Genomic DNA, 23,086 nt, shown 5'->3' on the forward strand with positions numbered 1-23,086 from the left:
TTTCTACATGCAGCGGAGCGTTGCGCATCCCAGCGGACCGGCCTGGCTCCACGTCGACGTGAACCGATCGATCGCTTCGTAGGCGGTCACGGGCAGCCCGTAGTAGTGGTCGCAGGCGGGCGCTCCGAGGATCTCCTCGCAGTGCTCATGGACGAGGACGCCGTACGCTCGGGCGTAGAAGTCGACGTCGGTCGAATGAAACGCGCGACGACGATTGCGCGGGCGCTCCACGAACTCGTACTCGTACTCCTCGCGGGTGAACGCATCGGGTGATGGTCCAGGCACCCAGATCTCGGACAACCTGATGATCGCCGGCCCCGGAACATCGGAGCCGGCAAGATCCGCGGCGAACGTGAACCCGAGATTGGAGGTGTCCTCGTACCGGTCGAGCGTCGGAACAGGGAACGATGCCCCGTAGTTCCAGAGGATCGCGGCAAGTCTGCCGAGGTGGTTCCTCAGTTCCGTGAACGTCGCCATCAGCGAGCGGTGGCAGCGGACGCATGGCGCGGCTGCGGCAGAACCTCGCCATCACCGAGTCGAGGCTGTCGTTTCACGCGGCGGAGCGGGGCCGCCGCAGCGACTCGAAGCATTCCCGTCTTGTACATCTCGAAGCTCGCGCTCGGGACGCGATAGATCCGCGCCGACACCCGGATCGCCGGCAAGGAACCGGCGTGGATCATTCGGAGGACCGTGGCCGTGCTGATATCCAGTTCCCGGGCTACGTCGGCCGGCGAGATGAACTGCTTCTTCTGCATTGTATGTTGCTCCATGCGGTATCACCTACGATACTTCACAGAACGTCCTTGTCAAGCCAGCCCTAGCGAGCGGGCCGCGGAGAGGGCTAGGTTCGAAGGCCGGTCGGCAGTGGCGGCAGCGTGACGTGATGGACAGGCGGCGGAGATGCCGTCACGCCGCTCATCGGGTCATCCGTTGGTCGAAATATGGCGAGGACCTGGCCGCCGACGTGTGCTGCCGATGGGGCAAGGATGCCACGGCGACGATCGCGCCAATAGACATGGCCGATGGCCTGCGTCCGGGGCCACTGGCGGCGCGAGGGGAAGAGTTCAGGCACGCCGTGCGTCGCCAGGACGCCGGGTGCGGTCAGGTCGGCGATGCCTGCCACGTCCACGAGGATCTGCCACGAGTCTCTCGGCAGCCGGGTGTCGGGTGGCACGCCGAGCTCCGAGGTATGCCGGTACCACTCGGCCCAGGCCGTCTCCTCACTGTCGCCCAGATAGAGCGCCCGGATGTTGTCGCCATCCTGCCAGCGTCCGTCGGCCGGATCCTTCGTCCACGCGAACGGATCAGCGCCGCCGCGAGAGATCCGCCACCACACGCCTGTGACGCGTATCGACGCGGCCGTTGGGCGGTCGCTCAGGAGAACGAGTCGTTCTCCAGCTCTGCGACGAGCTTCGAGACCTCTCGGTAGCGCCCTGCGGCGAGGGCATCAAGCGGCCTGTCATCGTCGAGCACCCTGAGCGGCTTCTGTAGCCAGAGCGGGACCGTGTCCGGGTCCATCACGGTGACGAGTCGCTCCAGGAGCGACACGAGTTCGAGGAGGCGCTGTCGGTAGATCCCCGCCGGGCGTCGGCTGGCTCGCGCCCAGGCCGTCACGGTGCCCTGTTCAGCGCCAGTCGCAGAGGCGATGTCAGCCGTCGCGACGCCAAGTGCGCGAACCCGCCTGACTTCGAGTGCATACGCGGTCGCGGAACTCAATTCGTACCTCTTTGCGTCGCAAGATCGTAGCGAACCTGTAGCGTTCAGTCAACCCTGGTCGAGGGTGATGTCGAGGGTTGAGGCCGTTCAGGCTGGCAGCACCTCCACGTCGTACGCGGCGAACGCGCCGTCGCGGGTGACGATGACGGCGTCGAGCCTGCCGGCCTGGGCCACGAGCATCCGGTCGAACGGGTCGCGATGATGTGCCGGCAGGCGGCCAGCCCGCTCCGCGTCCGTGCCGGTCACCGGCAACGCGTCGAATCCCGCCTCCTCGACAGCCTGGACGAGACTCGTCGGTGCGTCGAGCTTCCCGAGTGCCCGCTTGATCTCGATCTCCCAGATGGTCCCCGCCGAGACGAGGACGTCATTCGCCGGATCGGCGATCGCGCGACGGGCCGGGGCACCGAGCAGCGGGTCGTCCGCCAGCCACCACAGGACGGCGTGAGCATCGAGCAGCAGGATCATCGCTCGAACGTGTCGAGAAGCTCGTCATCCGTTCGATCGAAGTCAGCAGCGACGCGGACGAGACCGCGCCACAGACCGGGCACGCGCGGCTGTGACCGTGGCTGGAACGCCACGAGCCGTGCCACCGGGCGACCGGCGCGCGCGATGACCACCTCTTCGCCTGCCTCGACACGCTCGACGAGCCGGGAAAGGTGGGTCTTCGCCTCGTGGATGTTGACGCTCGGATCAGGCACGTCGTCAACGCTACTGCGCCTAGTCCGACTTAGTCAACCCGCTTCAGTTGGGGCGAGCTCCCGACGCAGCGGCGCGCGGCTGTCTCGGGTCCGGTCGGCGCGGTATCGTTCGCCACGTGAGCTCGGACCCGGATCGCATGCGGCTCGAGGCGGCACTCTCGGACCTCGGCACGGGTTGGGAGCTTCTGGCCTGCGATCCGGCGCTCGCCGACACCGCGGCGTTCTGCGCGGCATACGGCTTCGCCCTCGAGGATTCGGCGAACACGATCGTCGTGGTCGGCAAGGCCGAGCCGCGACGGTATGCCGCGTGCATCGTCCTCGCCACCCATCGCCTGGACGTGAACCGTGCCGTCCGCGACCGCCTCGGGACCCGCAAGGCGTCGTTCGCCGGCGCGGACGAGACGCGGTCCATCACCGGGATGGAGATCGGCGGGGTGACGCCGTTCGGTCTGCCCGCGAGTCTGGCGGTCTGGATCGATGCGGCGGTGATGGCACGCGACCGGATCGTGCTCGGCGGCGGGAGCCGCACCTGGAAGGTCGTCGCGCCGCCGGCCATCCTCCGCGCGCTGCCGAACGCCGCGGTCGTGGCCGGCCTCGCCGGCCTGGCCGGCGAGGTGCCCGAGCGGAAGCCCTGATCGGGACGCGGTGACGGACCGAGCCGCCCCCTACGGTCCGCTGGGACTCGTCGGACAGGTCGTGCCGGGCGCCGGCGGGCGGAGGCTGAGGAGGTAGGTGTCGGCTGCCGCCCGGACGCACGCGCTGAAGGCGTAGCCGGTGTGCCCCTCCCCCGTCCGGGTGATGAGGACGCCCGAGACGAGCTGATGGGCAAGCGCGACCGCCCAGGCGTACGGCGTCGCCGGATCGCCGGTCGAGCCGACCACGAGGATCGGCGGCGCGCCGGCAGCCGAGGCCGGAGCCGGGACCCGGGCCGGCGGGACCGGCCAGAACGCGCAGTCGACGTCGTTGTAGGCGAAGAGCGCCCCGAGGCGCGGGGCCAGTGCCGTGAACCGGGGCACCTCCGCCTCGTACGCGGCCGCATTCCGCGGCCCCGGGAAGTCCAGGCACGTGACGGCGCTGTTCGCATCGACGAGGTTGGAGTAGCTGCCGTCCGGGTTGCGACCGTTGAGCGGATCCGCGAGGGCGAGGAGATACGAGCCGTCGCCCTGTTGCGCGAGCGCCAGCGCCTCCGCGAGGAGCGGCCAGCCCTGGGGAGCGTAGAGCGAGCCGATGACCGCATCCCAGGCATACGTGGGACCGACCGGGCGCGAGTCCCTGAGGAGGATCGCGGGGAGCGGCCTCGTGTCGATCCGGCGCATCAGCGCGTCGAAGGCCGGACCCGGCCGGCCGCCGTTGTGGAACGCGCACGTCGCCCGGCGTGCGCAGTCGGCGAGGAAGCGATCGAGCGCACCCTCGAATGCGACCGCCTGGCCCACCCGAAGATGGGCGAGATCGACGGTCGGGTCGATCGCGCTATCGAGGACCAGCGCCCGGACCCGGTCCGGGAAGAGGTCAGCGTAGATCGAGCCAATGAGCGTCCCGTACGAGAAGCCGACGTACGTCAGCGCGGGATCGCCGAGCGCCGCCCGGATGAGGTCGACGTCGCGCGCCACATTCACCGTCCCGACGTACGGCAGGAGGTCGCCGTCGCGACGCTCGCAGCCGGCCACGAAGGAGCGTTCCCCGTCGAGGAGCGTGGCCAGCTCGGCCGCTGTGTCCGGGTTCGGGTCGGCGGCGAGGAAATGGTCGAGGTTGTCCACGCAGCGGATCGGCGTGCTCCGGGCGACGCCCCGCGGGTCGAAGCCGACGATGTCGAATCGCTCCCGGACCGCGCCCGGAAACAGGCTGGCCGCGTCGTTCCGGACGAAGTCCACGCCCGATGCGCCAGGGCCGCCGGGATTGACGACGAGCGACCCGATGCGGTGGGCCGGATCGATGGCCGGAAGTCGGATGAGGGCGAGCAGGATCGTGCCGCCGACGGGGTCCGCATAGTCCCGCGGCACGAGGACCGTGCCGCACTCGAAGCCGTTGCCGCAGTCGCTCCAGCGCACCGGCGGGACGCTCGGAGCCGGCGGCGGCCCCGACGACGAGGGGATGGCGGCCGTCGACGGGGCGGGCTGTGACGGGGTGACCGTGCTGCACGCCGCGACGAGCGTGGCGACGGCGCCGGCGACGAGGAGGCGTTGGACCGTGCCGCTCAGCGGTCCGGTCCGCCGTTCATCCGACCCGTCGGGTCACGAGATCGCCGGTCGGTCGACCGAGATCCACGCCGGAGCGAGCGGCAGGTGGATCACCGTGGGGCCGTCCGCGGCGAGCGCCTCGCGGAGCGTCGCCTCGAACGTCCGATCGTCGTCGACCCGCACACCGCGTGCGCCAAGGGCGACGGCGACCCCGGCGACGTCGATCGGGCCGAGCTCGGTCCCGACGCCGATCCCGGTCCCGCGGGCCTCCTGGTGCATCCGGATCGTCCCGTACCGTCGGTTGTCGAAGACGAGGACGACGAGTCGACAGTGTTCGCGGACGGCGGTCTCGAGCTCCGCCATCGTCATCGCGAAGCCGCCGTCGCCGGCGAGGGCCACGACCGGCCGTTCTCGGTGCACGATCGAAGCCGCGATGGCCGCCGGGAGTCCGTAACCCATCGCCCCGGAGGTGGGCCCGAGGAACGTGCCGGGCTTCCGCCAGCGGTATCCCCGCGCGAGCCAGCCGGAGAGGTTGCCGGCGTCCGTGGTCACGACCGCCTCCGCGGGCAGGACCTCGCCGAGTGTCGCGATGATGCGGCCCGGATGGACGCCCGGACCGTCCCACTCCCCGCCGGAGACGATCGTGGCGGCCTCCCACGCCGCGCGATCCGCGAGGTTCGCGGTCCGTCGGGCATCCAGACGCGCCTTGTCGTGGACGGTCCCGCCAAGGAGGCGGACGGCGATCCGGAGGAAGGTCCGGGCATCGGCCTGGATCGCGAGATCGGGCGCCGTGAGGCCCGCCCGCGCCTCGCGCGGCTCGAGGTCGACGTGGGTCCAGCGCTGCCCGCCACCGGGAACCCGATAGCGATCCGAGGTGATCTCGTTGAGGCGGCTGCCGACGACGAGGAGTTCGTCGGCAGCGGCGATCCGTTCCCGGACCGTCCCGGGAGCGCCGTAGCCGGTCATGCCGAGGTAGAGCGGATGGTCGTTGGGGAAGACGTCCGCCCGGCGCCACGACGCGACGACCGGGACCTCGACGATCTCGACGAGGCTGACGAGGTCCGCCGTCGAGCGCGCCCGCAGGACGCCCGCGCCGGCGACGATGATCGGGCGGTCGGCGGCCATGAGGCGACGGAGTGCGGTCCGGACGACATCCGGGTCCGGGTCCGGCGGCCGGCTCCGGACGACGTGGCTCACCGCGGCGCCGGCCGGCATCGGGCGGTCGAGCACATCCTCGGGGACCGAGATGACGACGGGCCCCGGACGGCCCCCGAGCGCCCGGCGCGTCGCCTCGGCGAGGGCTGCCGGAAGGCGGGCGACGTCCTCGACGTCGACGGCGTGGACGGCGAGGCGGCCGATGGAGCCAGCCACGTCGATCTCCTGGAATGCCTCGCGCCCGCGGAGATCCGACGGGACGCCGCCGACGAGCGCGAACATCGGCGTCGAGTCGGCGCGCGCCGTGTGGATCCCGATGGCGAGGTTCGAGGCCCCCACCGCCCGGGTCGCCAGACATGCTGCCGGCCGGCCGGTGAGCTGGCCGTACGCCTCGGCCATGAACGCGGCGCTGCCCTCATGGCGGGTCGCCACGACGCGGATCCCCGCGTCGCCCATGGCGTCGAGGAGGCCGAGGAAGCTCTCGCCGGGCACGGTGAACGCGACCCGGACGCCGGCGAGGTGGAGGGCGTCGGCGATGAAGCGACCCGCCGACGGGGGTGGCGCCACGGTCGGTTCGTCCAGGGGTGGCGCCGCGGTCGGTTCGTCCGTCACGGACGTCAGCGGTAGTTCTGGAACTGAAGCGGGACCGCCTCGTCGAGCTCACGGAGTCGGGTGATCACCCGCTGGAGGTCGTCCTTGCTCTTGCCCGATACCCGGACCGCATCACCCTGGATCTGCGACTTGACCTTGGGGAACTCGTCACGGATGAGCCTGGTCAGCTTCTTCGCGAGCTCCTCCGGCAGCCCGCGCCGAAGCGCGATGACCTGGCGGACCTTGTTCCCGCCGGCCGGTTCGACGCGGCCCCAATCGAAGATCTTGAGGCTGAGATTCCGCCGCACCGCCTTGGACTCGATGAGGTCCTTGACCGCAGCGGCACGGTGCTCGTCGTCCGTGAGCAGGGTGAGATCGTCCTTTGCCTGGACGAGCTCGACGGTGACGCCCTTGAAGTCGAACCGTTGCTGGATCTCACGCCGGACCTGGTCGAGCGCGTTGCGGAGCTCCTGCTCGTCATAGTCGCTCACCACGTCGAACGAGACCTCGCCGGCCATCGAATCTCCGCCTCCTGCCCGCTCCCCGTGCGCCCGGTCCACTCCCGGCGCCGGCCGCCATGGTACCCGGGCGAGCCGGAGCCCGCCCGCTCAAGCGAGCGTTGCGAGGAGGAGTTCGGCGATCCGGTAGCTGCGCCCGCCGCCCATGACGAGGACGACGTCGCCCGCTCGGACGTGAGCCGCGAGCCACGCGGCCGTCACCTCGACCGAGCCCGGTGCGACGACGTCGATGCCGGGTCGGACCTGCGCGATGGCGGCCGCGAGATCCGCCCCGGAGACGCTCGCGGTGTCGAGATCGCGGCCGGCCCAGATGTCGGCGATCGCCACCCCGTCCGCGTCCGCGAGGGCGAACGCGAAGCGATCGAGGAGGGCCGCGGTCCGATGGAACGTGAGCGGCTCATAGACGGCCCACAGCGGGCGTCCCGGTTCACGCTGCCGGACGGCCGCGATCGTCGCCCGGATGGCGGTCGGATGATGGCCGTAGTCGTCGTACACGACCACGCCCCCTGCCTCGCCTTTCCGCTCCAGCCGGCGGCCGACGCCCGAGAACCGCCCGATGGACGCGACGACGGCGGACCGCGACAGGCCGAGGGCGAGTGCCGCGCCCACGACGCCGAGCGCGTTCGCGGCGTTGTGCCGACCAGCCGTCGCGATCCGGACGACGACCGACCCCGTCAGGGGATCGAGCCCGGTGATCTCGAGGGTCGTGCCCGAGGGATCCGCGCCGACGATCCGACCGAGCAGCCCGCGGGCCGGCCCGCCGCCGGTCGTGTACTGATCGGCCATCCCGCGGAGCAGGCCAGGTCGCGGCGCGGACGCACCATCGAGGAGGGCGGTCGCGATGACCGTCCCGGGCCAGCCGGCCATGCGGCCGACGACGAGTTCGGCGCCGCGGTCCGCGACGTTCGCGACGAGGACCGGCGGAGGCCCGTCGCGTGGTCCGTCTCCGCCCAGGGCCGCCGCGGCGAGCCAGTCCACGTAGGTCTCGATGACGGCGTCGCGGTCCGCGAAGACGTCCGGATGGTCCCAGTCCGCGTTCGTGAGGACCGCGATGGCGGGTCGGTACGGATCGAAGTTCCCGGCGTACTCGTCCGCCTCGACCACGAACGCCGCTCCCCTCCCCCGGCGGGCCGTGGCCGGCACGCCGCCCGTGATCGCGGTCGGGAGCAGCGCCCCGACGAACGCTGCTGGATCCTCCCCCGCCGCGACGAGCACGTCGACGAGCCAGCCGGCGGTCGTGCTCTTGCCATGGGTGCCGGCGACGCCGACGAGGGTCCGCCCGACCGCCGCGTCCGCCACCACCTGCTGCCACGGCTCGAGCGGGATGCCGCGCCGGCGGGCAGCCTCGAGCTCCGGGTGATCCGGTGCGATCGAGGTGAGGGCCTTCGTGACCGCAAGGCGGTCCGGGGCCGGCTGCCGTTCGACATGGGCGGGATCGTGACCCAGGAGCACCGGGATCCCCGCCTCGGCGAGCGCGGGTGTGTACGGTGACTCGCCGTCCGAGTCGCAACCGTCGACGACCACACGAGCGTGAGCTGCGACGAGCGCCGCTCCGCTCGCCCCGGCCCCCGCGATCCCGACGACGTGGAGTCGCTCACCGTCTCGGATCGGCCGCGCCGTCCGGGCCGGCGCGAGTCCGGCGCCGATGGACGCCGCCGGGCGGGTCATGCGGAGGCGTCGCGTTCGGCGTGGGCCACGAGGAGCTCGAGGGTCGCCCTGGCGCTCGATCGCACGTTCGCGGCCCGGTCCCCGCTCCAGGTGAACCGGCGGACCTCGGTTCCCGCCGTCGAGGCCAGCGCGATGTACGTGAGGCCGACCGGCTTCGTCGGCGTGCCACCGTCCGGACCGGCGATGCCGGTGACGGCCGCGCCGAGGTCTGCGCCGAGACGGCCGCGGATGCTCTCCGCCATCGCCTTCGCGGTCTGGGCGCTCACGGCGCCATGGGCGCCGAGCACCGCCGCGCCGATCCCGAGCAGCTCGATCTTCGCCGAGTCCGCGTACGAGACCACGCCGCCGACGAAACAGGCGGACGATCCGGGGATCCGGGTGATCGTGTGGGCGACGAGCCCGCCGGTGCACGACTCGGCCGTCGCCACGGTGAGGCCGGTGGCACGGCAGCGGGCAAGGAGTCGCTCGGCGAGGGCGAGCAGGTCGTCGCCGAGCGGGTCATCGTCGACCGGGTCGGCGGCCATGACCATCGTCGTTACTGGTCGGTCGTCTGTTTCGGCGGCCCGCTCGGGCTGAAGAGCCATGTCTCGGGGTTCGCCGTCAGGCCGAGACGGCCGAGGTTCGTGCCGTTCACGCTGAAGTACGTCGAGGAGCTCGAGCCGGTCCTGACCTCCACCGACTGCTGACCGGTATAGGTGAGGACCTTGCCGTCCCCGAAGACGGTCCCCGCCGCCCCGGTTGACGCGTCGACCTGGCCGTCCACCCAGACCTTGAGCCACGCTCGACCCTTGATCGTCACGACGACGTTGACGCCCTTGTAGGCGACGGTCACCGTCCGGCTGATCGTCGTCGTCTTGCCCTCCGCGGACGACGCGGCGACCGTCAGCTGCCAGCGGCCGCTCGTCAGCTCGAATGGCGTCGTGAACGTCCCGTCCGGTGCCACCGTCACCGTCACGCTCGCCGGAGGTGCCGGCGTCGGCACCGGCGTCGTGCCGGGTGTCCCGGTCGGACTGGCAGTGGGACGCGGCGTCGCGGCAGGCGTCGCCGCACTCCCGACCGGCCCGCCGCTACCGACCGGTCCGAGGTACGCCGCGCTCACGACGACCTGCGTCGCATTCGTCGCGGTCCCGCTCACCGGGATCGCTCCGTTCTCGAAGCTCGCCCCGTCCGCCGGTGAATCGACTGCGAGGGTGGGTGCCTGGACCACCGAGAACGGGACATCGATGATGATCGGGATCGTCTGGTCGGAGTTCTTTCCGGTGTCGGGATCCGTCGCCGAGATGCGGAAGTCGTTGCGGCCGCGCCGGATCGGGACGGCCTGGCTCCACGTCCCGTCGCTGCCGGCGGTGACCTGGATCGGCGTGCCGGCGGAACCGACGATCGTCACGGTGCCATGGGGGATCGTCGTGCCCTGGAGCAGATAGCTTGTCGCCGCATCGTTCACGGTCATCACCGCGGTCGGCGGGTCCGTGACCGCGATCGACGGCGGTTTCGCGAACCGGAGGAGCTGCACGCCGAGGTAGGCGACGAACAGGATGAGGAGGACGGTCATGAGCGCCGCGACGACGACCGCCGGAGAGAACGTCAGTCCCTGGCGCGGTGCGGTGAGTGCTCGCGGGACGACGATGACCGGCTCGGTCGTTGCCCCGCCGTCGCCGCGCTCGCGTCGCCACTGCACGAGGATCTCATCCGGATCGAGGCCGAGGTAGAGGGCGTAGTTGCGGAGGAAGCCCTTCGTGTACACCGCGCCCGGGAGCTCGCGGTAGTCGCCGCGCTCGAGGGCCGCGAGGTAGCGCGACCGGATCTTCGTGTCGCGCTCGGCGCGATACAGGTCGACGCCCTTCCGTTCCCGGGCGGCGAGCAGCCGTTCGGGCAGGCTCGGGGCCGCGGTCGCGGCCACCACCGGCCGGGCGCCGTCCGTGCGGACGTCGTTCCGGCGGCGGGTCTCATCTCGAGTGGTCATCGGCGTGCGCAGGTCCTCGGGGTGTCGACGACGCCGCCCACGCCGCCGTCCGATCTGGGTTCAGGATACCCCACCGGATCGGATCCTCCGCTCGGCGGGTTCGTCAGAGACCGGAGCCGTCGAGCTCGTCATTGCTGACGATCCAGTTGTCCCGGCCGTAGACGATCCGCGGGACCGCCGGGTTGCGTGGATCCTGCGGGCCCACGATGCCGTACCGCTCGAGGTCGTCCATCAGCCGGCTCGCCCGGCTGAACCCTACCTTGAGCTTCGTCTGGAGCATCGATGTCGACGCCCTGCCGAGGGTCGTGACGAGGTCCGCCGCCGCGATCACCATGTCGTCGTCCACCTTGCCGGCAAGCCAGCCGAACTGGCTGTCGCCGTTGCCGTCCGTGTCGATGTAGGCGAGGACGTCCGGGTCGTAGAGGGGCACCGGGGCCTGCGCGATCCAGTGCTTCGTGACGCTGCGAACCTCGTCGTCGCTGACGAACACGCCCTGCATCCGTACCGGTCGAGGCAGGTCCACCGGCTGGTAGAGCATGTCGCCACGCCCGATGAGGTCCTCGGCGCCGGGCGCGTCGAGGACCGTCCGGCTGTCCACCATGGAGGCCATCGCGAAGGCGATCCGCGACGGGACGTTCGCCTTGATGAGGCCGGTGACGACATTGACGCTCGGTCGCTGGGTCGCCAGGACGAGGTGGATCCCCACCGCGCGCGCCTTCTGGGCGATCTTGACGACCGGGTCCTCGACCTTCCGGCCCTCGCGCATGATGAGGTCGGCGAGCTCGTCGATGACGATGACGATGTACGGCAACCGCTCGTCGAGCCGGACGTTCGGGCTCGCGTTGTAGGCGGCGATGTTCCGTTCCGCCTTCGAGGCGAGCGCCTTGTACCGCTCCTCCATCTGGCGGACCGCCCAGTCGAGTGCCGACTTCGCCTCCTGCGGCTCGACGATCACGGGCGCGAGGAGGTGCGGGAGGCGATCGTACGGGGCGAGCTCGACCCGCTTGAGGTCGACGAGGATGAGCCGAACCTCGTCCGGGCGGGCATGCATGAGGAGGCTCGTGATGAGGGCGTTGACGCAGACGCTCTTGCCCGAGCCGGTCGCCCCCGCGACGAGGAGGTGCGGCATCTTGGCGAGGTCCACGGCGTACGCCTTGCCGGACACGTCGCGTCCGAGCGCGAACGAGAGCCGGCTCTCCGCGTCGAGCATCCGCGTGTCGTCCATGACGCGGCGGAAGCCGACGACCTCGGACTTCACGTTCGGGATCTCGATGCCGACGACGTCCCGGCCGGGGATCGGTGCTTCGATCCGGATCGTCCGGGCGGCGAGCGCCATCGCCAGGTCGTCCGCGAGGCCCTCGATGCGCGAGATCTTCACGTGGCGCTCCGGCCGCACCTCGTACTGCGTGACGACCGGGCCGGTGTTCGTCGCCACCACGGTGGCCGGGATGTCGAAGCTCAGGAGCTTCTGTTCGATGATCCCGATGTTCATGCGGTGGTCCGCCTTGCCGACGATCCCCTCGGCAAGGCTCGGGATGAGCTCGATCGGGGGGAGGACCCATGGCCGGTCGATCGGTCGGGCGGCGTGATCCGCCGAGAGCAGCTCGACCGCCGCGTCGCCGAGGACGGCCGCTGCGGCCACGGGGCCGCGGGACTCGGGCGCAGGTCCATCTCGCCCGGAGACCACGGTCTGGCTCATCGGCGCCGGGCTCGAGATCGGGGACGGCATCCGACCCGGAGTCGAGGGCCGCTCCTCCGTCGACCCCGTCGTGGAGGTCGTCGTGGCCGCCTCGGCGGCGGACCTCGTGGTCGTCGACCGTCGGGCGCCGCCGGGGGCCGGCCGCTCATCTCTCGCCGATCGGTCGAGCAGGGCGGCGAGGCCGCTGGCGCCTCGACCGAGCGGCGAGATAAAGGAGCGAAGGCTCATGTCGAGTGTGAGAAGGGCGCCGGCGATCCCGATCGAGGCGAGGACGACGAACGCCCCGGGCCGGGTGATCAGTCCGCCGAGCGCCTGCATCTCCCAACCGCCGATGTTCCCGCCGCGATGCGGACCGAGGAACGCCATGACACCGAGCAGGCCGAGGTAAGCGATGACGACGCCGACGAGCGTGAGCTGCCAGCTGTTCGTGCCGCGGGGCACGCGCTCGACATACGCGCCGGCACCGAGGAGGAGGAAGGGCAGGAACCAGCGGCCCGAGCCGAACCATGGCGCGACCGCGTCGCGCCACACGTCCGTGAGCCGACCCTGCCCTGGGAGCATGAGGGCGATGAGCGTCACCGCCCCGAGGACAAGCAGGAAGATCCCGACGAGCGACCGCGCCACGTCCTGGCTGAGCGTCGGCAGGGTGAACGCGCTCCCCCGTCGCCCGCTGCCGGGCCGCGAGGATCGGCGGGTGGTCGGTCGACGCCGGGTCGCCACGAGCTCAGACCTCGACGACGACCGGGAAGACCATCGGTCGTCGCTTCGTCTGTTCGTAGAGGTGGCGCGACACGGCGTCCTTGATCTGGCTCTTGAGGAGCGCGATCTCGCTGATGTGATCGCCGGGGTTCTCGATCGCCTGGATGACCCGCTCGGTCGCCGACTCGATGACCGGATCGCGGTCGTTCGGGACGAAGCCGCGGGTGATGACCTCCGGTCGGCCGATGACGGTCCCCGTCTGCTTGTCGACGGTGACGACGACGAGGAACATCCCGTCGTTCGCGAGCGCCCGCCGATCGCGGAGGACGACTTCGCCGACGTCCCCGACGGAGAGGCCGTCGACGAAGACGTAGCCGGCGGTGACGGGCGTGCCGCGTCGGGCAGAGCCGTCCGGCAGGATCTCGATCGGCATCCCGTTCTCGATGATAAAGACGTTCTCCGCGGCGACGCCGGTCTCGATCGCGAGGCGACCGTGCTGGACCTGCATCCGGAACTCGCCGTGGATCGGGATGAAGTAGCGCGGCTTCGTGAGGCCGAGCATGAGCTTGAGCTCTTCCTGGCTCGCGTGGCCGGAGACGTGGGCGCGCTTGATCGCGTGATAAAAGACGTTCGCGCCGGCCTTGAAGAGGTTGTCCACCGTGCGGCTTACATACTCCTCGTTGCCGGGGATCGGGCTCGCGCTCACGATGACGGTGTCGCCGGGGACGATCTCGACGTATCGGTGATCGCGATTCGCCATCCGGGCCAGGCCGGCCATCGGCTCGCCCTGGGCGCCGGTCGTCGCGATGACGAGCTTGTTCGCCGGGACCTCGGCGATCCGATCCTTGGCCACGATCTGCGAGGCGGGATAGGTGAGATAGCCGAGGTCGCTCGCGATCCGGAAGTTCTGTTCCATGGAGCGGCCGATGACGGCGACCTTGCGATCGAACGTCGCCGCGGCGTCGAGGACCTGCTGGACGCGGGCGATGTTGCTCGCGAAGGTGGCGACGATGACGCGTCCCTGGAGCGGCTCCATGATCTCGCGGAACGCCTCGCCGACGGTCCGCTCGGACGGCGTGTAGCCTGGGTTCTCGGCGCGCGTGGAGTCGGAGAGGAGGCAGATCACGCCTTCCGCACCGAGCGCGGCGAGGATCGCGAAGTCGGACAGCTTGCCGTCGACCGGCGTGTGGTCGAACTTGAAGTCTCCGGTGTGGACGACCGTCCCGACCGGGGTCCGCAGGGCGATCCCCATCGCGTCGGGGATCGAGTGGCCGATCCGGAACGGGATGACGGTGAACGGACCGATCGTGATCTCGTCGCCGGGGTTCAGCGCGCGGAGCGGGTTGTTGTGGAGCCGGTGCTCCTTGACCTTGTTGCCGAGGAGTCCCCGGGCGAGGGTGCTCGCGTAGACGGGCACGCCGGGGAACTCGGGCAGGATGTACGGCAGGCCGCCGACGTGGTCCTCGTGTGCGTGCGTGATGAGGAAGGCGCGAACCTGGTCCCGGCGCTCCTTGAGATAGCTGACGTCGGGGATGACGAGGTCGATGCCGAACATCTCCTCGTCCGGGAACATGAGACCGCAGTCGATGACGACGATGTCGTCGCCGTATTCGAACACATACATGTTCTTGCCGATCTCGCCCACCCCGCCGAGCGGGATGATGCGGAGCGGTCGCTGTGGATCGGGCATGAGTCTCCTGACGGTGGTCTGGTTAGAAGGCGAAGAGCTGGCCGGTCTCGTCGGCGCGCGGGTCGAGCCGATCGTCTGTCGCGGATCCCGACGCTGCAGCACGCTCGATATCGGCCGCACCATTAGCGGACGATGCCGGACTCCGCGAGCCGGCAGACGCGCCCTCAGCGACGGCGTCGACACCTCGCTCAGGGTGCTCCACACCCTCCGGTGATCGCTTCGGCGCGTGGGCTAATCGTGGCGCCGATATCACGGACGGAGCCAGGGCCGCCGACGGAGCTGCAGCCAACGCGGACGGAGCGACCGCCGCCGCCGACGGCGCCGACGGGGCGCTCGCGGCGGCGATCCGGGCCCCCTCCTCGTCGCGACGAGCTCGGGCCGCCAGGAGCGCGCCCGGGATACCCGCGACGTCGTCGAAGGTCTGCCGTTCCACGTCGGTGGAGCGCAGGGCGGCGGCCGGGTGATAGAGGGCGTAGCCGAGGGCGTCGCGCGCGCCCGACGCCGGGTCGACCGGCGCGGACGTCCCGTGCGTCTGGCCGATCCGGGCACCCGGTCGGAAGCGGCCGAGCGAGTGCCGGCCGAGGGTGACGATGAGGGCCGGGTCGAGGATCTCCAGCTGGCGCTGAAGGTACGGCAGGCAGGCCGCGATCTCGTCGGGCTCCGGGTCCCGGTTCTCCGGCGGTCGGCACTTCACGACGTTCGTGATGAACACCTCGTCGCGCCTCCAGCCGATCGTCGCGAGGAGCTTCACGAGGAGGTCACCCGCCCGCCCGACGAACGGTCGACCCTCGCGATCCTCGTTGGCACCCGGTCCCTCGCCGACGAAGACGACCTCCGTGGACGGGTGCCCCTCGCCGGGGACCGCTCGGGTGCGACCTTCGTGGAGCCGGCAGCGGGTGCAGATCCGGACGTCCGCGGCGACGGCCTCGAGCGCCGAGCGACGCTCGGCCTCGGTCATGCGGCCCCTGCCCGGGAGGAGGCCCGACTGATCCAGCCGCGAGCCGCGATGAGTTCGGCGATCTCGACGGCATTCGTCGCCGCACCCTTGCGGAGGTTGTCGGAAACGACCCACAGGGCGATCCCGCGACCGTTCGGGATCGACGGATCCTGGCGGACCCGGCCGACGAACACCTCGTCGCGTCCGGCCGCCTCCGTCGCGAGTGGGTAGACATGGGCGGCCGGGTCGTCGCGGACGACGACGCCGGGGATGGCCGCGAACAGCGCACGCGCCCGGTCGGGCGTGATCGGCTCACGCGTCTCCACGTGGACCGCCTCAGAGTGGCCGACGAAGACGGGGATCCGGACCGCCGTCGCGCTGATCCGGAGCTCCGGCAGGTGGAGGATCTTCCGGCTTTCCGTCACGAGCTTCCACTCCTCGCGCGAATAGCCGTTGGGGAGGAAGACGTCGATCTCCGGCAGGGCGTTGAAGGCGATCCGATGCGGGTAGACCGCCGCCGTCGCGACATCGCCGCTGACGTGGGCGCGGACCTGGCCCTCGAGCTCGGCGATCGCCTCGGCGCCCGTCCCCGAGACGCTCTGATACGTATCCACGATGACGCGCTCGAGCCCGACCGCGTCGCGGAGGGCCATGAGCACCGGAGCAAGCTGCATCGTCGAACAGTTCGGGTTCGCGATGATCCCGTCATGCGTGGCCGCATCGTCCGGGTTCACCTGTGAGACGACGAGCGGCACACCGTCCGTCATCCGCCACGCGCTCGAGTTGTCGATGACGACGGCGCCGTGCGCCACGGCGGCAGGCGCGAGGTCCTCCGAGACGCCGGCGCCGGCCGAGAAAAGGGCGATATCGACGCCGTCAAACGCCTCGGGGGCCGCTTCGCCCACCTCCAGCGTCCGCCCTTCGACGCTCACCGTCCGACCCGCCGACCGGCCCGAGGCGAGCAGACGGAGCTCACGGATGGGGAATCCGCGTTCGGTGAGGACCTGGATCATCGTCCGGCCGACGACGCCGGTCGCGCCGACGACGGCCACAGAGAGAGGCTGACGGGTCATCGACGGCACGGCTCCGCGCGGTGAGACTTGGGACCGGGCACGGCCCGGAGTATAGCAGCGCGCCGCCGGGCTCCCGGCGGCGCGCGATGCGATCGGAGAGATCGGAGGTCAGACGGGCTCGGTGGCGAGGTGGCGCTGCATCGCCGCCTTCCGGCTCAGGTTGATCCTCCCCTGGCGGTCGACCTCGATCACGACGACCATCACCTCGTCACCGACGGACACGACGTCTTCCACCGATGGCACGTGATAGTCGGCGAGCTCGCCGATCCGGACCAGGCCCTCCTTGCCGGGGAGGATCTCGACGAAGGCGCCGAAGCCCATGAGCCGGGTGACCTTGCCGAGGTAGAGCGAGCCGACCTCGACGTCGCGCGTGAGCGACTCGATCCACTGGATCGCCTTGCGGGCGTTGTCGCCCGAGACCGCGGCGATCTCCACCGAGCCGTCGTCCTCGACGTTGATCTCGGTCCCCGTCTCCTCCTGGATCTTGCGGATCATCGAACCGCCTTTGCCGATGATGTCGCGGATCCGCTCGGGATTGATCCTGATGGTCGTGATCCGCGGCGCGAAGTCGCTCATCGCGCCTCGGGTCTCGGGCATGACCTCGGTCATCTTGTCGAGGATGATGAGGCGCGCCTCAAGGGCCTGGGCAAGCCCCTGACGGATGATCGCCTCATTGATGCCCCTGACCTTGATGTCCATCTGGAGGGCCGTGATCCCATCCCGGGTCCCGGTGACCTTGAAGTCCATGTCGCCGAACGAGTCCTCCTTGCCGAGGATGTCCGTCAGGACCGCGAACCGGCCATCCGGCTCGCTGATCAGACCCATGGCCGCGCCGGCGACCGGAGCGCTGATCGGCACGCCGGCGTCCATAAGGGCGAGCGTGGAGCCGCAGGTCGAGGCCATCGACGTCGAGCCGTTCGACGTCACGCACTCGGAGACGAGGCGGATGACGTACGGGAAGTCTTCCTGGCGCGGCAGGACCGGGATGAGGGCGCGTTCGGCGAGGTTGCCGTGGCCGATCTCGCGACGACCGGGGCCGCGCATCGGCTTGTTCTCACCCGTGCTGTAGGGGGGCATGTTGTAGTGGTGGAGGTAGCGCTTCTCGGTCTTCGGGCTGATCGTGTCGATCCGCTGGACATCGGAGCTCGCCCCGAGTGTGGCGACCGTCAATGCCTGCGTCTCACCCCGGGTGAAGAGACCCGAGCCATGTGCCCGCGGCACGAGGCCGACCTCGACCGAGATCGGCCGCAGCTCGTCAGGGGCGCGACCGTCCATCCGGATCTTCTCGCTGAAGACGAGCTCACGGACCGTCTTCTTGTGGACGAGACCGAAGAGCGCCTTGCTCACCCGCGCCTGGCGTCGAGCGGCCTCGAGCAGGCCCTTGGCGTCGCCGCCCGTGCGGTTCGCCCGGATCGACGCGGCGATGCCGTCGTGCAGCGTCTCGATGCGGCCGGGGAGGTCCGCGGCGAAGGCGAGGAGGAGGGCAGCCGTCGCCTCGGCGTCGGGCAGCGCCCGGTGGTTGTTCTCGAGGGCGATGCCGAAGAACTTCGTGAGGTCGGCGAGCTTGTAGCTCTCACTGAACCCCGGATACCCATCCCGGGCGATCACGAGCGTGTCGAGGTAGCGGTCCGGGGCGAAGCGATAGCCGTCGCCCCGAGCCTCCTCGATGAAACCGAGATCGAAGCCGACGGAGTGGCCGACGATCGTGGCATCGCCGGCGAAGACGAGGAACGCTTCGGCAGCCTCACGGGGCGATGGGGCCTTCTTGACGTCCTTGTCGGTGATGCCGTGCATCTGGTTACCGACGATCGAGCGCCCGGGGTTGACGAGGGTCGACCAGCGGTCGACGACCGCGCCGGCCCTGATCCTGACCGCGGCGATCTCGACGAGGTCGGCCATCCTGGGATCCGTGCCGGTCGTCTCGGTGTCGACGACGACGAACTCGGCGCCATCGCGAGCCTTCGCGACGAACCCGAGGACCGAGCCGGTGCCGGGCTCGAGGTACGGCAACACCTTCGCCTTGCCGACCGCCTCGCGGAGCCGCTCCTGGAGGTCGATGAGCGGCTGGATCGCCCGGTGCCCGAAGAGGATCGCCTCGGCCATGACAGCCTCAGGCAGGAGCCTGGCGCCGGCCTCGACCATCATGATCGCGTCGCGGGTGCCGGAGACGACAAGGTCGAGCTCCGACTCCTCGAGCTGGCTCATGGTCGGGTTGACGACGAACTCCCCGCCGATCCGGCCGATGCGGACCGCGCCGATCGGGCCCTGGAACGGGATCTCGCTGATCGTCAATGCCGCCGATGCGGCGACCGTGCCGAGAACGTCCGGGTCGTTCTCCTGGTCCGTCGAGAGGACCGTGAGGACGACCTGGACATCGTCCTTGTAGCCCTCCGGGAAGAGCGGGCGGATCGGCCGGTCCGTCATCCGCGCAGCGAGGATGGCCGCCTCCGAGGGGCGAGCCTCACGCTTGATGAAGCCGCCGGGGATCTTGCCCGCCGCATACATCCGCTCCTCGAAGTCGACCGTGAGCGGGAAGAAGTCGAGGCCGGGCCGTGGCTCCGAGCGGTTCGCGGTGCCGAGCACCATCGTATCGCCGAAACGGACGGTGACCGAGCCACCGGCGAGGCGGGCGAGCTTGCCCGTTTCGATCGTGAGCGTGCGCCCACCGAACTGCGTCTCGAATGTCTGAGACACGGGGATGTGTACCTCCTGCCGTGGAGGAGCGACTGGCCCTGGCGCGAAGACCGACCCGCGCGTGGCGACGTTCCGACGCCGGTCTCCCCGGTCGGTCGGCGACGTGACCCTTAGCGGCGGAGTCCGAGCTGTCCGATGACGGCTCGGTATCGCACGTTGTCCTTCCGGATGAGATAGGCAAGAAGGCGACGGCGATGGCCAACGAGCTTGAGGAGGCCGCGGCGGGAATGGTTGTCCTTCGGGAAGCTCTTCAGATGACCCGTGAGTCCCTTGATCCGCTCCGTCAGGAGCGCGATCTGGACCTCCGGCGATCCGGTGTCTCCCTCGCTCCGGGCGAATGTGGTGACGACCGAGAGCTTCTGTTCCCGCGCGAGCGGCACGCAATCCTCCGACACGATGCTGCTGTGGTGATGGTTCCTTGTCTTTGTCGAACCGGCGGAGGATACCAGCCCCGCACCGATGCGGCAAACGCGCCCCGGCCGGCGCGGCGAGCGGGGAGACAGGATCGCTCAGGCGAAGACGATCCGCAGTGGTCCATCGAACGACCGGTCGAGCTCGATCCGGTCGCTGGTCACGAGCGCCAGGGCGCGAACGGACCGCCTCCCGGGAGGCCGCACCACGACACGGTAGTCTCCAGCCGGCGGCAGGGCGACCGGCAGGGCGAACGACACGATCGAGCCGTTCGGGGCCGCCGACGCCGCTCCGACCACGGCGACCGGACGTCCGAGGAGGCGTTCCGCCCGGGCGAGATCGCCGGCGGCGATCGCGTCGCGCACGTCCGTGCTGCGGACCGCTCCGCCGTCCAGCGTGAACGGCGGCACGACCAGGACCTCGAAGCCGAGCTCGTCGCCGAGGGCGGACACGGTCGCCGGCGTTCCCCGTCGCTCGTGCCCGAATGCCGCATCCGGCGTCATGAGGAAGCCGGCGATCTCGACCCGGGCGGCGATCCGGCCGATGAAGGTGTCGTACTCCGTCGTGCGGAGCGCCTGGTCGAAATGCTGGACGACCGTGGTTTCGACAGCCGCCGCCGCGAGCCGCTCGAGACGCTCCGCCGGATCGCAGAGGAGGGCCGGGGCCTGACCGACGAGGATCTCGTCGGGATGATGGTCGAACGTCACGACCGTCCCGCGCGCGCCGCGATGGCGTGCCTCGCGGACCAGGCGGCGGAGGAGATAGGCATGGCCGAGATGGAGGCCGTCGAAGACGCCCACGACGACGAAGACCGGTCCCCGCTCGGCGGTCAGCGCATCGACGCCCGCGACGACCGCCATCGGAGCGGTCCGTTCAGGCGCGCGATCCATCGGCCACCGCATCGATGAGCACCTTCTCCGGAGCGAGACGACCCTCGGTCCAGCGGGCGATCGCGATGAGTCGATCGTGGTCGTCCACGAGGCGCAGCCGGCCGTCCGGTTCGTCCGGCGCCACGATCGGCTGCGTCGGGCGGATGAACTGGCCCCGCGAGACGGCAGCGACCTCGGCGGGACCGAGGACGACCCTTGGGAACCGCTCGAGGCCGGTCGCGGCTGGCAGGAGGAGATCGGCGAGGCGTGACGGCTCGCTCGTCGCGGCCACCCGGATCTCGTCGATGCCGATCGCATCCTCGAGGCGGAACGGGCCGCTCTCGCGGCGGATCAGGACGCCGAGGTACGCGCCGCTCCCCGTCCGTTGGCCGAGATCCCGGGCGAGCGCCCGGATGTACGTGCCCGCCGAACACTCGACGTCGAGGACGGCCAGTGGACGGTGGGGGTCGGCGTCGTCCCACGCCACAAGCTCAAGGCGATGGACCGTCACGTGCCGCGGCCGGAGCTCGGGCGTCAGTCCGGCCCGAGCCAGGGCGTAGGCACGGCGTCCGCCGACGTTGATGGCGGAGAAGGCCGGCGGGACCTGCTCGAGCTCGCCGCGAAACCCGTCGAGCTCGCGCTCGACGGTCGTGCGATCCGGAGCCGGCCCGGTCGGGGTGAGCTCACCATCGAGATCATCGGTCGTCGAATGGGCGCCGAAGCAGACCGTCGCCCGATACACCTTGCGGTCGCCAAGGTGATACTCGACGAGGCGGGTCGCCCGGCCAAGGAAGATCGGGAGGACGCCGCTCGCGAATGGGTCGAGCGTCCCGCCGTGGCCGACGCGCCGGATCCCCGACAGCCGCCGGACGAGCGCGACGACATCGTGCGAGGTGGGGCCGGTCGGCTTCGCGACGACGAGGATTCCGGACGCGTCCGCCTCCCGGAGCGCCTCGGTCACGTCCGGCGATCCACCCGTGCCGCCAGCTCGCGCGCCACGACGAGCGCCGCGTCGCGAGCGGCGCCGAGGGGCAACGGGATCGTCGCTCCTGCCGCCCGGGCGTGGCCGCCACCACCGAAGCGACCGGTGAGGACGGTCGCATCCACGCCGCCGGGTCGCGTCCGCACACTCAGCCGCGTCGTGTCGCGGTGGTCCTTGAGGAGCATGACCACCTCAGCCCGATCCGCCTGGGAGAGCAGGTCGATGAGTCCCTCGGCGTGGGCGGGCACGGCGCCGCTCGCCACGACGTCCGCGTCCGTGAGCGTCGACCACAGGACCCGACCCTCGTCGACGGTCTCGAGCCGGTCGAGGACGCGGCCGAAGAGGCGGAGCTGCGCGTCCGGCTTCGAGCGGTACAGCCGACGCGAGATCTCGGAGAGCGGCGCGCCAGCCGCCACGAGGGCGGCCGAGACGGCGAGCGTTCGCGGCGTCGCGTTCGGGTGGGCGAACGTCGCGGTGTCCATGACGATGCCCGCCATGAGCGCCGTCGCGAGCGCGCCGTCCCCGGTCTCGAACGGCACGCCGAGGCGCGCGGCGAGCAGGCCGACCATCTCGCACGTCGCGGCAGCCGCCGGGTCCACCCAGTCCGTCGGTCCGGCGGTGTCATTCGAGATGTGGTGGTCGATGACGACCCGCGGCAGGGCCTCGAGGATCGCCCGCTGCCGCCGGCCAACCTCGCCGATCCGGTCGAGCGATCCGCAGTCCGAGACGACGAGGAGGTCGTACTCGACGCCGGGCTCCGGGTCCGTCCGGAAACCGTCCTTCCCCGGGAGGAAGTCGTAGGCGGGCGGCGGTGGGTCCGAGCAGACGAGCGTGGTGCGCCCGCCGTGCTCGCCGACGATCAGGCCCACCGCGATCGACGCCCCGAGGGTGTCGGCATCGGGATTCTCGTGGCTGACCGCGAGGACGCGCCGCGCGCCGCCGATGGCGTCGATGACGGCAATCGGGACGTCCGTCGCCCACGGTCGGAGGTCGAGCGGTCCGATCATCGGGCTCGGCCGCGACGGCGCGTCCGGGCGGCCGGCCGGCGCAGCGCGGCGAACTCGGCCGCCGCGGCACCGAAGCCGTCCGGGCGCGACGGCGGGTCCACTGCAGCATCCGCGGCCGCATCAGCCGGGACGATCGGCGCTCTCGTCGGGGTCGGCAGGGACTCGCCGGCCGGCTCGTCCGGTGTCGCGCCGCCGGTTTCTATCGCGTCGATGAGCCGGAGGACGCGGGTGCCCCGTTCGATGGAGTCGTCGAGGCGGACGTGGAGGTCCGGGATCCGCCGGAGCCGCAGGCGGGTCCCGAGCTCGCGACGGATGAAGACCATCGCATGCTCGAGCGCGCGAATCGTCTCGGTCCGTTCGGCCGAGCCGCCGATGACGCTGACCCAGACCTTCGCGTGGCGGAGATCGGGGGTCGTCTCGACACTGGTCACCGTCGCGAAGCCGATCCGCGGATCGGCGACCTCGCGTTCGAGCATCGCGCCGATCTCCTGGCGGAGGAGCTCGTCGATCCGTTCGGTGCGCTGCGTCATCGCGGTGCC

At 70.8% G+C, this 23,086-nt stretch carries 23 protein-coding genes and 1 pseudogene; 1 reads left to right on the plus strand and 23 read right to left on the minus strand.

Going from position 1 to position 23,086, the window contains the following annotated elements; genetic code table 11:
* Window positions 1-3: 3 nt before the first annotated feature.
* The 6 genes from IVW53_02150 to IVW53_02175 form a co-directional block, all read right to left on the minus strand.
* Window positions 4-477, minus strand: coding sequence for a hypothetical protein (locus IVW53_02150; GenBank protein MBF6604373.1), 474 nt, complete (start codon window positions 475-477; stop codon window positions 4-6).
* Window positions 477-770: a helix-turn-helix domain-containing protein gene (locus IVW53_02155; GenBank protein ID MBF6604374.1), complete on the minus strand. Its 294-nt coding sequence runs from the start codon at window positions 768-770 to the stop codon at window positions 477-479. The genes IVW53_02150 and IVW53_02155 overlap by 1 nt, the downstream gene beginning before the upstream one ends.
* Window positions 771-841: 71 nt before the next feature.
* Entirely contained in the window at window positions 842-1,336 is a 495-nt protein-coding gene (locus tag IVW53_02160; GenBank protein ID MBF6604375.1) for an RES family NAD+ phosphorylase, read from the minus strand.
* A gap of 38 nt (window positions 1,337-1,374) precedes the next feature.
* Window positions 1,375-1,614 carry a hypothetical protein gene (locus IVW53_02165; GenBank protein ID MBF6604376.1) on the minus strand — a complete coding sequence of 80 codons (240 nt, stop codon included), beginning with the start codon at window positions 1,612-1,614 and terminating at the stop codon, window positions 1,375-1,377.
* Between the two features lie 189 nt (window positions 1,615-1,803).
* Window positions 1,804-2,181, minus strand: coding sequence for a type II toxin-antitoxin system VapC family toxin (locus IVW53_02170; GenBank protein ID MBF6604377.1), 378 nt, complete (start codon window positions 2,179-2,181; stop codon window positions 1,804-1,806).
* Window positions 2,178-2,414, minus strand: a complete 237-nt coding sequence (locus IVW53_02175) for a type II toxin-antitoxin system Phd/YefM family antitoxin (protein MBF6604378.1) — start codon at window positions 2,412-2,414, stop codon at window positions 2,178-2,180. The genes IVW53_02170 and IVW53_02175 overlap by 4 nt, the downstream gene beginning before the upstream one ends.
* A gap of 137 nt (window positions 2,415-2,551) precedes the next feature.
* Here IVW53_02175 and IVW53_02180 point away from each other — a divergent pair, with 137 nt between their 5' ends.
* Entirely contained in the window at window positions 2,552-3,049 is a 498-nt protein-coding gene (locus IVW53_02180; protein MBF6604379.1) for a hypothetical protein, read from the plus strand.
* Between the two features lie 30 nt (window positions 3,050-3,079).
* Here IVW53_02180 and IVW53_02185 read toward each other — a convergent pair whose 3' ends face one another.
* The 17 genes and pseudogenes from IVW53_02185 to rbfA all read right to left on the minus strand — a co-directional run bounded on the left by IVW53_02185 (window position 3,080) and on the right by rbfA (window position 23,077).
* Complete coding sequence (locus tag IVW53_02185; GenBank protein MBF6604380.1) at window positions 3,080-4,462, minus strand: alpha/beta fold hydrolase; 1,383 nt, start codon at window positions 4,460-4,462, stop codon at window positions 3,080-3,082.
* A 183-nt stretch (window positions 4,463-4,645) separates the two neighbouring features.
* Window positions 4,646-6,358, minus strand: a complete 1,713-nt coding sequence (locus IVW53_02190; GenBank protein MBF6604381.1) for a hypothetical protein — start codon at window positions 6,356-6,358, stop codon at window positions 4,646-4,648.
* Window positions 6,359-6,363: 5 nt separating this feature from the next.
* Window positions 6,364-6,855 (minus strand): YajQ family cyclic di-GMP-binding protein, encoded by a 492-nt coding sequence (locus tag IVW53_02195; protein ID MBF6604382.1) that lies wholly within the window; start codon window positions 6,853-6,855, stop codon window positions 6,364-6,366.
* Between the two features lie 90 nt (window positions 6,856-6,945).
* On the minus strand, window positions 6,946-8,523 hold the full coding sequence (locus IVW53_02200) for a hypothetical protein (GenBank protein ID MBF6604383.1): 1,578 nt from the start codon (window positions 8,521-8,523) through the stop codon (window positions 6,946-6,948).
* Entirely contained in the window at window positions 8,520-9,107 is a 588-nt protein-coding gene (locus IVW53_02205; GenBank protein ID MBF6604384.1) for a CinA family protein, read from the minus strand. Before IVW53_02205 ends, IVW53_02200 begins: the two co-directional genes overlap by 4 nt.
* A complete protein-coding gene (locus IVW53_02210; GenBank protein ID MBF6604385.1) occupies window positions 9,059-10,486 on the minus strand; it encodes a helix-turn-helix domain-containing protein in 1,428 nt (475 codons plus the stop codon). Before IVW53_02210 ends, IVW53_02205 begins: the two co-directional genes overlap by 49 nt.
* A gap of 103 nt (window positions 10,487-10,589) precedes the next feature.
* Window positions 10,590-12,905, minus strand: coding sequence for a DNA translocase FtsK (locus IVW53_02215; GenBank protein MBF6604386.1), 2,316 nt, complete (start codon window positions 12,903-12,905; stop codon window positions 10,590-10,592).
* Between the two features lie 4 nt (window positions 12,906-12,909).
* Entirely contained in the window at window positions 12,910-14,574 is a 1,665-nt protein-coding gene (locus tag IVW53_02220) for a ribonuclease J (GenBank protein ID MBF6604387.1), read from the minus strand.
* Window positions 14,575-14,596: 22 nt separating this feature from the next.
* Window positions 14,597-15,532: a uracil-DNA glycosylase gene (locus IVW53_02225; GenBank protein ID MBF6604388.1), complete on the minus strand. Its 936-nt coding sequence runs from the start codon at window positions 15,530-15,532 to the stop codon at window positions 14,597-14,599.
* Window positions 15,529-16,584 (minus strand): aspartate-semialdehyde dehydrogenase, encoded by a 1,056-nt coding sequence (locus IVW53_02230; protein MBF6604389.1) that lies wholly within the window; start codon window positions 16,582-16,584, stop codon window positions 15,529-15,531. The genes IVW53_02225 and IVW53_02230 overlap by 4 nt, the downstream gene beginning before the upstream one ends.
* A gap of 108 nt (window positions 16,585-16,692) precedes the next feature.
* On the minus strand, window positions 16,693-18,120 hold the full coding sequence (gene pnp, locus IVW53_02235) for a polyribonucleotide nucleotidyltransferase (protein ID MBF6604390.1): 1,428 nt from the start codon (window positions 18,118-18,120) through the stop codon (window positions 16,693-16,695).
* 486 nt (window positions 18,121-18,606) lie between these two features.
* Window positions 18,607-19,278, minus strand: a pseudogene (locus IVW53_02240) (polyribonucleotide nucleotidyltransferase).
* 110 nt (window positions 19,279-19,388) lie between these two features.
* Window positions 19,389-19,658 (minus strand): 30S ribosomal protein S15, encoded by a 270-nt coding sequence (gene rpsO / locus IVW53_02245; protein ID MBF6604391.1) that lies wholly within the window; start codon window positions 19,656-19,658, stop codon window positions 19,389-19,391.
* Window positions 19,659-19,787: 129 nt separating this feature from the next.
* The gene (locus tag IVW53_02250) at window positions 19,788-20,579 is read right to left on the minus strand and encodes an FAD synthetase family protein (GenBank protein MBF6604392.1); all 792 of its coding nucleotides are present in this window, start codon (window positions 20,577-20,579) and stop codon (window positions 19,788-19,790) included.
* Window positions 20,563-21,519 (minus strand): tRNA pseudouridine(55) synthase TruB, encoded by a 957-nt coding sequence (gene truB, locus IVW53_02255; GenBank protein MBF6604393.1) that lies wholly within the window; start codon window positions 21,517-21,519, stop codon window positions 20,563-20,565. Before truB ends, IVW53_02250 begins: the two co-directional genes overlap by 17 nt.
* Window positions 21,516-22,547 (minus strand): DHH family phosphoesterase, encoded by a 1,032-nt coding sequence (locus IVW53_02260; GenBank protein MBF6604394.1) that lies wholly within the window; start codon window positions 22,545-22,547, stop codon window positions 21,516-21,518. The genes truB and IVW53_02260 overlap by 4 nt, the downstream gene beginning before the upstream one ends.
* Window positions 22,544-23,077 (minus strand): 30S ribosome-binding factor RbfA, encoded by a 534-nt coding sequence (gene rbfA / locus IVW53_02265; protein MBF6604395.1) that lies wholly within the window; start codon window positions 23,075-23,077, stop codon window positions 22,544-22,546. The genes IVW53_02260 and rbfA overlap by 4 nt, the downstream gene beginning before the upstream one ends.
* Window positions 23,078-23,086 lie beyond the last annotated feature (9 nt).

The organism is Chloroflexota bacterium (genome assembly GCA_015478725.1).
GTDB lineage: Bacteria > Chloroflexota > Limnocylindria > Limnocylindrales > CSP1-4 > C-114.

Coding starts and splice junctions, on each gene's coding strand:
- IVW53_02170 (MBF6604377.1), bottom strand. CDS start 2,181: ATGATCCTGCTGCTCGATGCTCACGCCGTCCTGTGGTGGCTGGCGGAC.
- IVW53_02195 (MBF6604382.1), bottom strand. CDS start 6,855: ATGGCCGGCGAGGTCTCGTTCGACGTGGTGAGCGACTATGACGAGCAG.
- IVW53_02210 (MBF6604385.1), bottom strand. CDS start 10,486: ATGACCACTCGAGATGAGACCCGCCGCCGGAACGACGTCCGCACGGAC.
- IVW53_02200 (MBF6604383.1), bottom strand. CDS start 8,523: ATGACCCGCCCGGCGGCGTCCATCGGCGCCGGACTCGCGCCGGCCCGG.
- IVW53_02205 (MBF6604384.1), bottom strand. CDS start 9,107: ATGGCTCTTCAGCCCGAGCGGGCCGCCGAAACAGACGACCGACCAGTA.
- IVW53_02230 (MBF6604389.1), bottom strand. CDS start 16,584: ATGACCCGTCAGCCTCTCTCTGTGGCCGTCGTCGGCGCGACCGGCGTC.
- IVW53_02220 (MBF6604387.1), bottom strand. CDS start 14,574: ATGCCCGATCCACAGCGACCGCTCCGCATCATCCCGCTCGGCGGGGTG.
- IVW53_02260 (MBF6604394.1), bottom strand. CDS start 22,547: ATGATCGGACCGCTCGACCTCCGACCGTGGGCGACGGACGTCCCGATT.
- rbfA (MBF6604395.1), bottom strand. CDS start 23,077: ATGACGCAGCGCACCGAACGGATCGACGAGCTCCTCCGCCAGGAGATC.
- IVW53_02150 (MBF6604373.1), bottom strand. CDS start 477: ATGGCGACGTTCACGGAACTGAGGAACCACCTCGGCAGACTTGCCGCG.
- IVW53_02155 (MBF6604374.1), bottom strand. CDS start 770: ATGGAGCAACATACAATGCAGAAGAAGCAGTTCATCTCGCCGGCCGAC.
- IVW53_02250 (MBF6604392.1), bottom strand. CDS start 20,579: ATGGATCGCGCGCCTGAACGGACCGCTCCGATGGCGGTCGTCGCGGGC.
- IVW53_02225 (MBF6604388.1), bottom strand. CDS start 15,532: ATGACCGAGGCCGAGCGTCGCTCGGCGCTCGAGGCCGTCGCCGCGGAC.
- IVW53_02180 (MBF6604379.1), top strand. CDS start 2,552: ATGCGGCTCGAGGCGGCACTCTCGGACCTCGGCACGGGTTGGGAGCTT.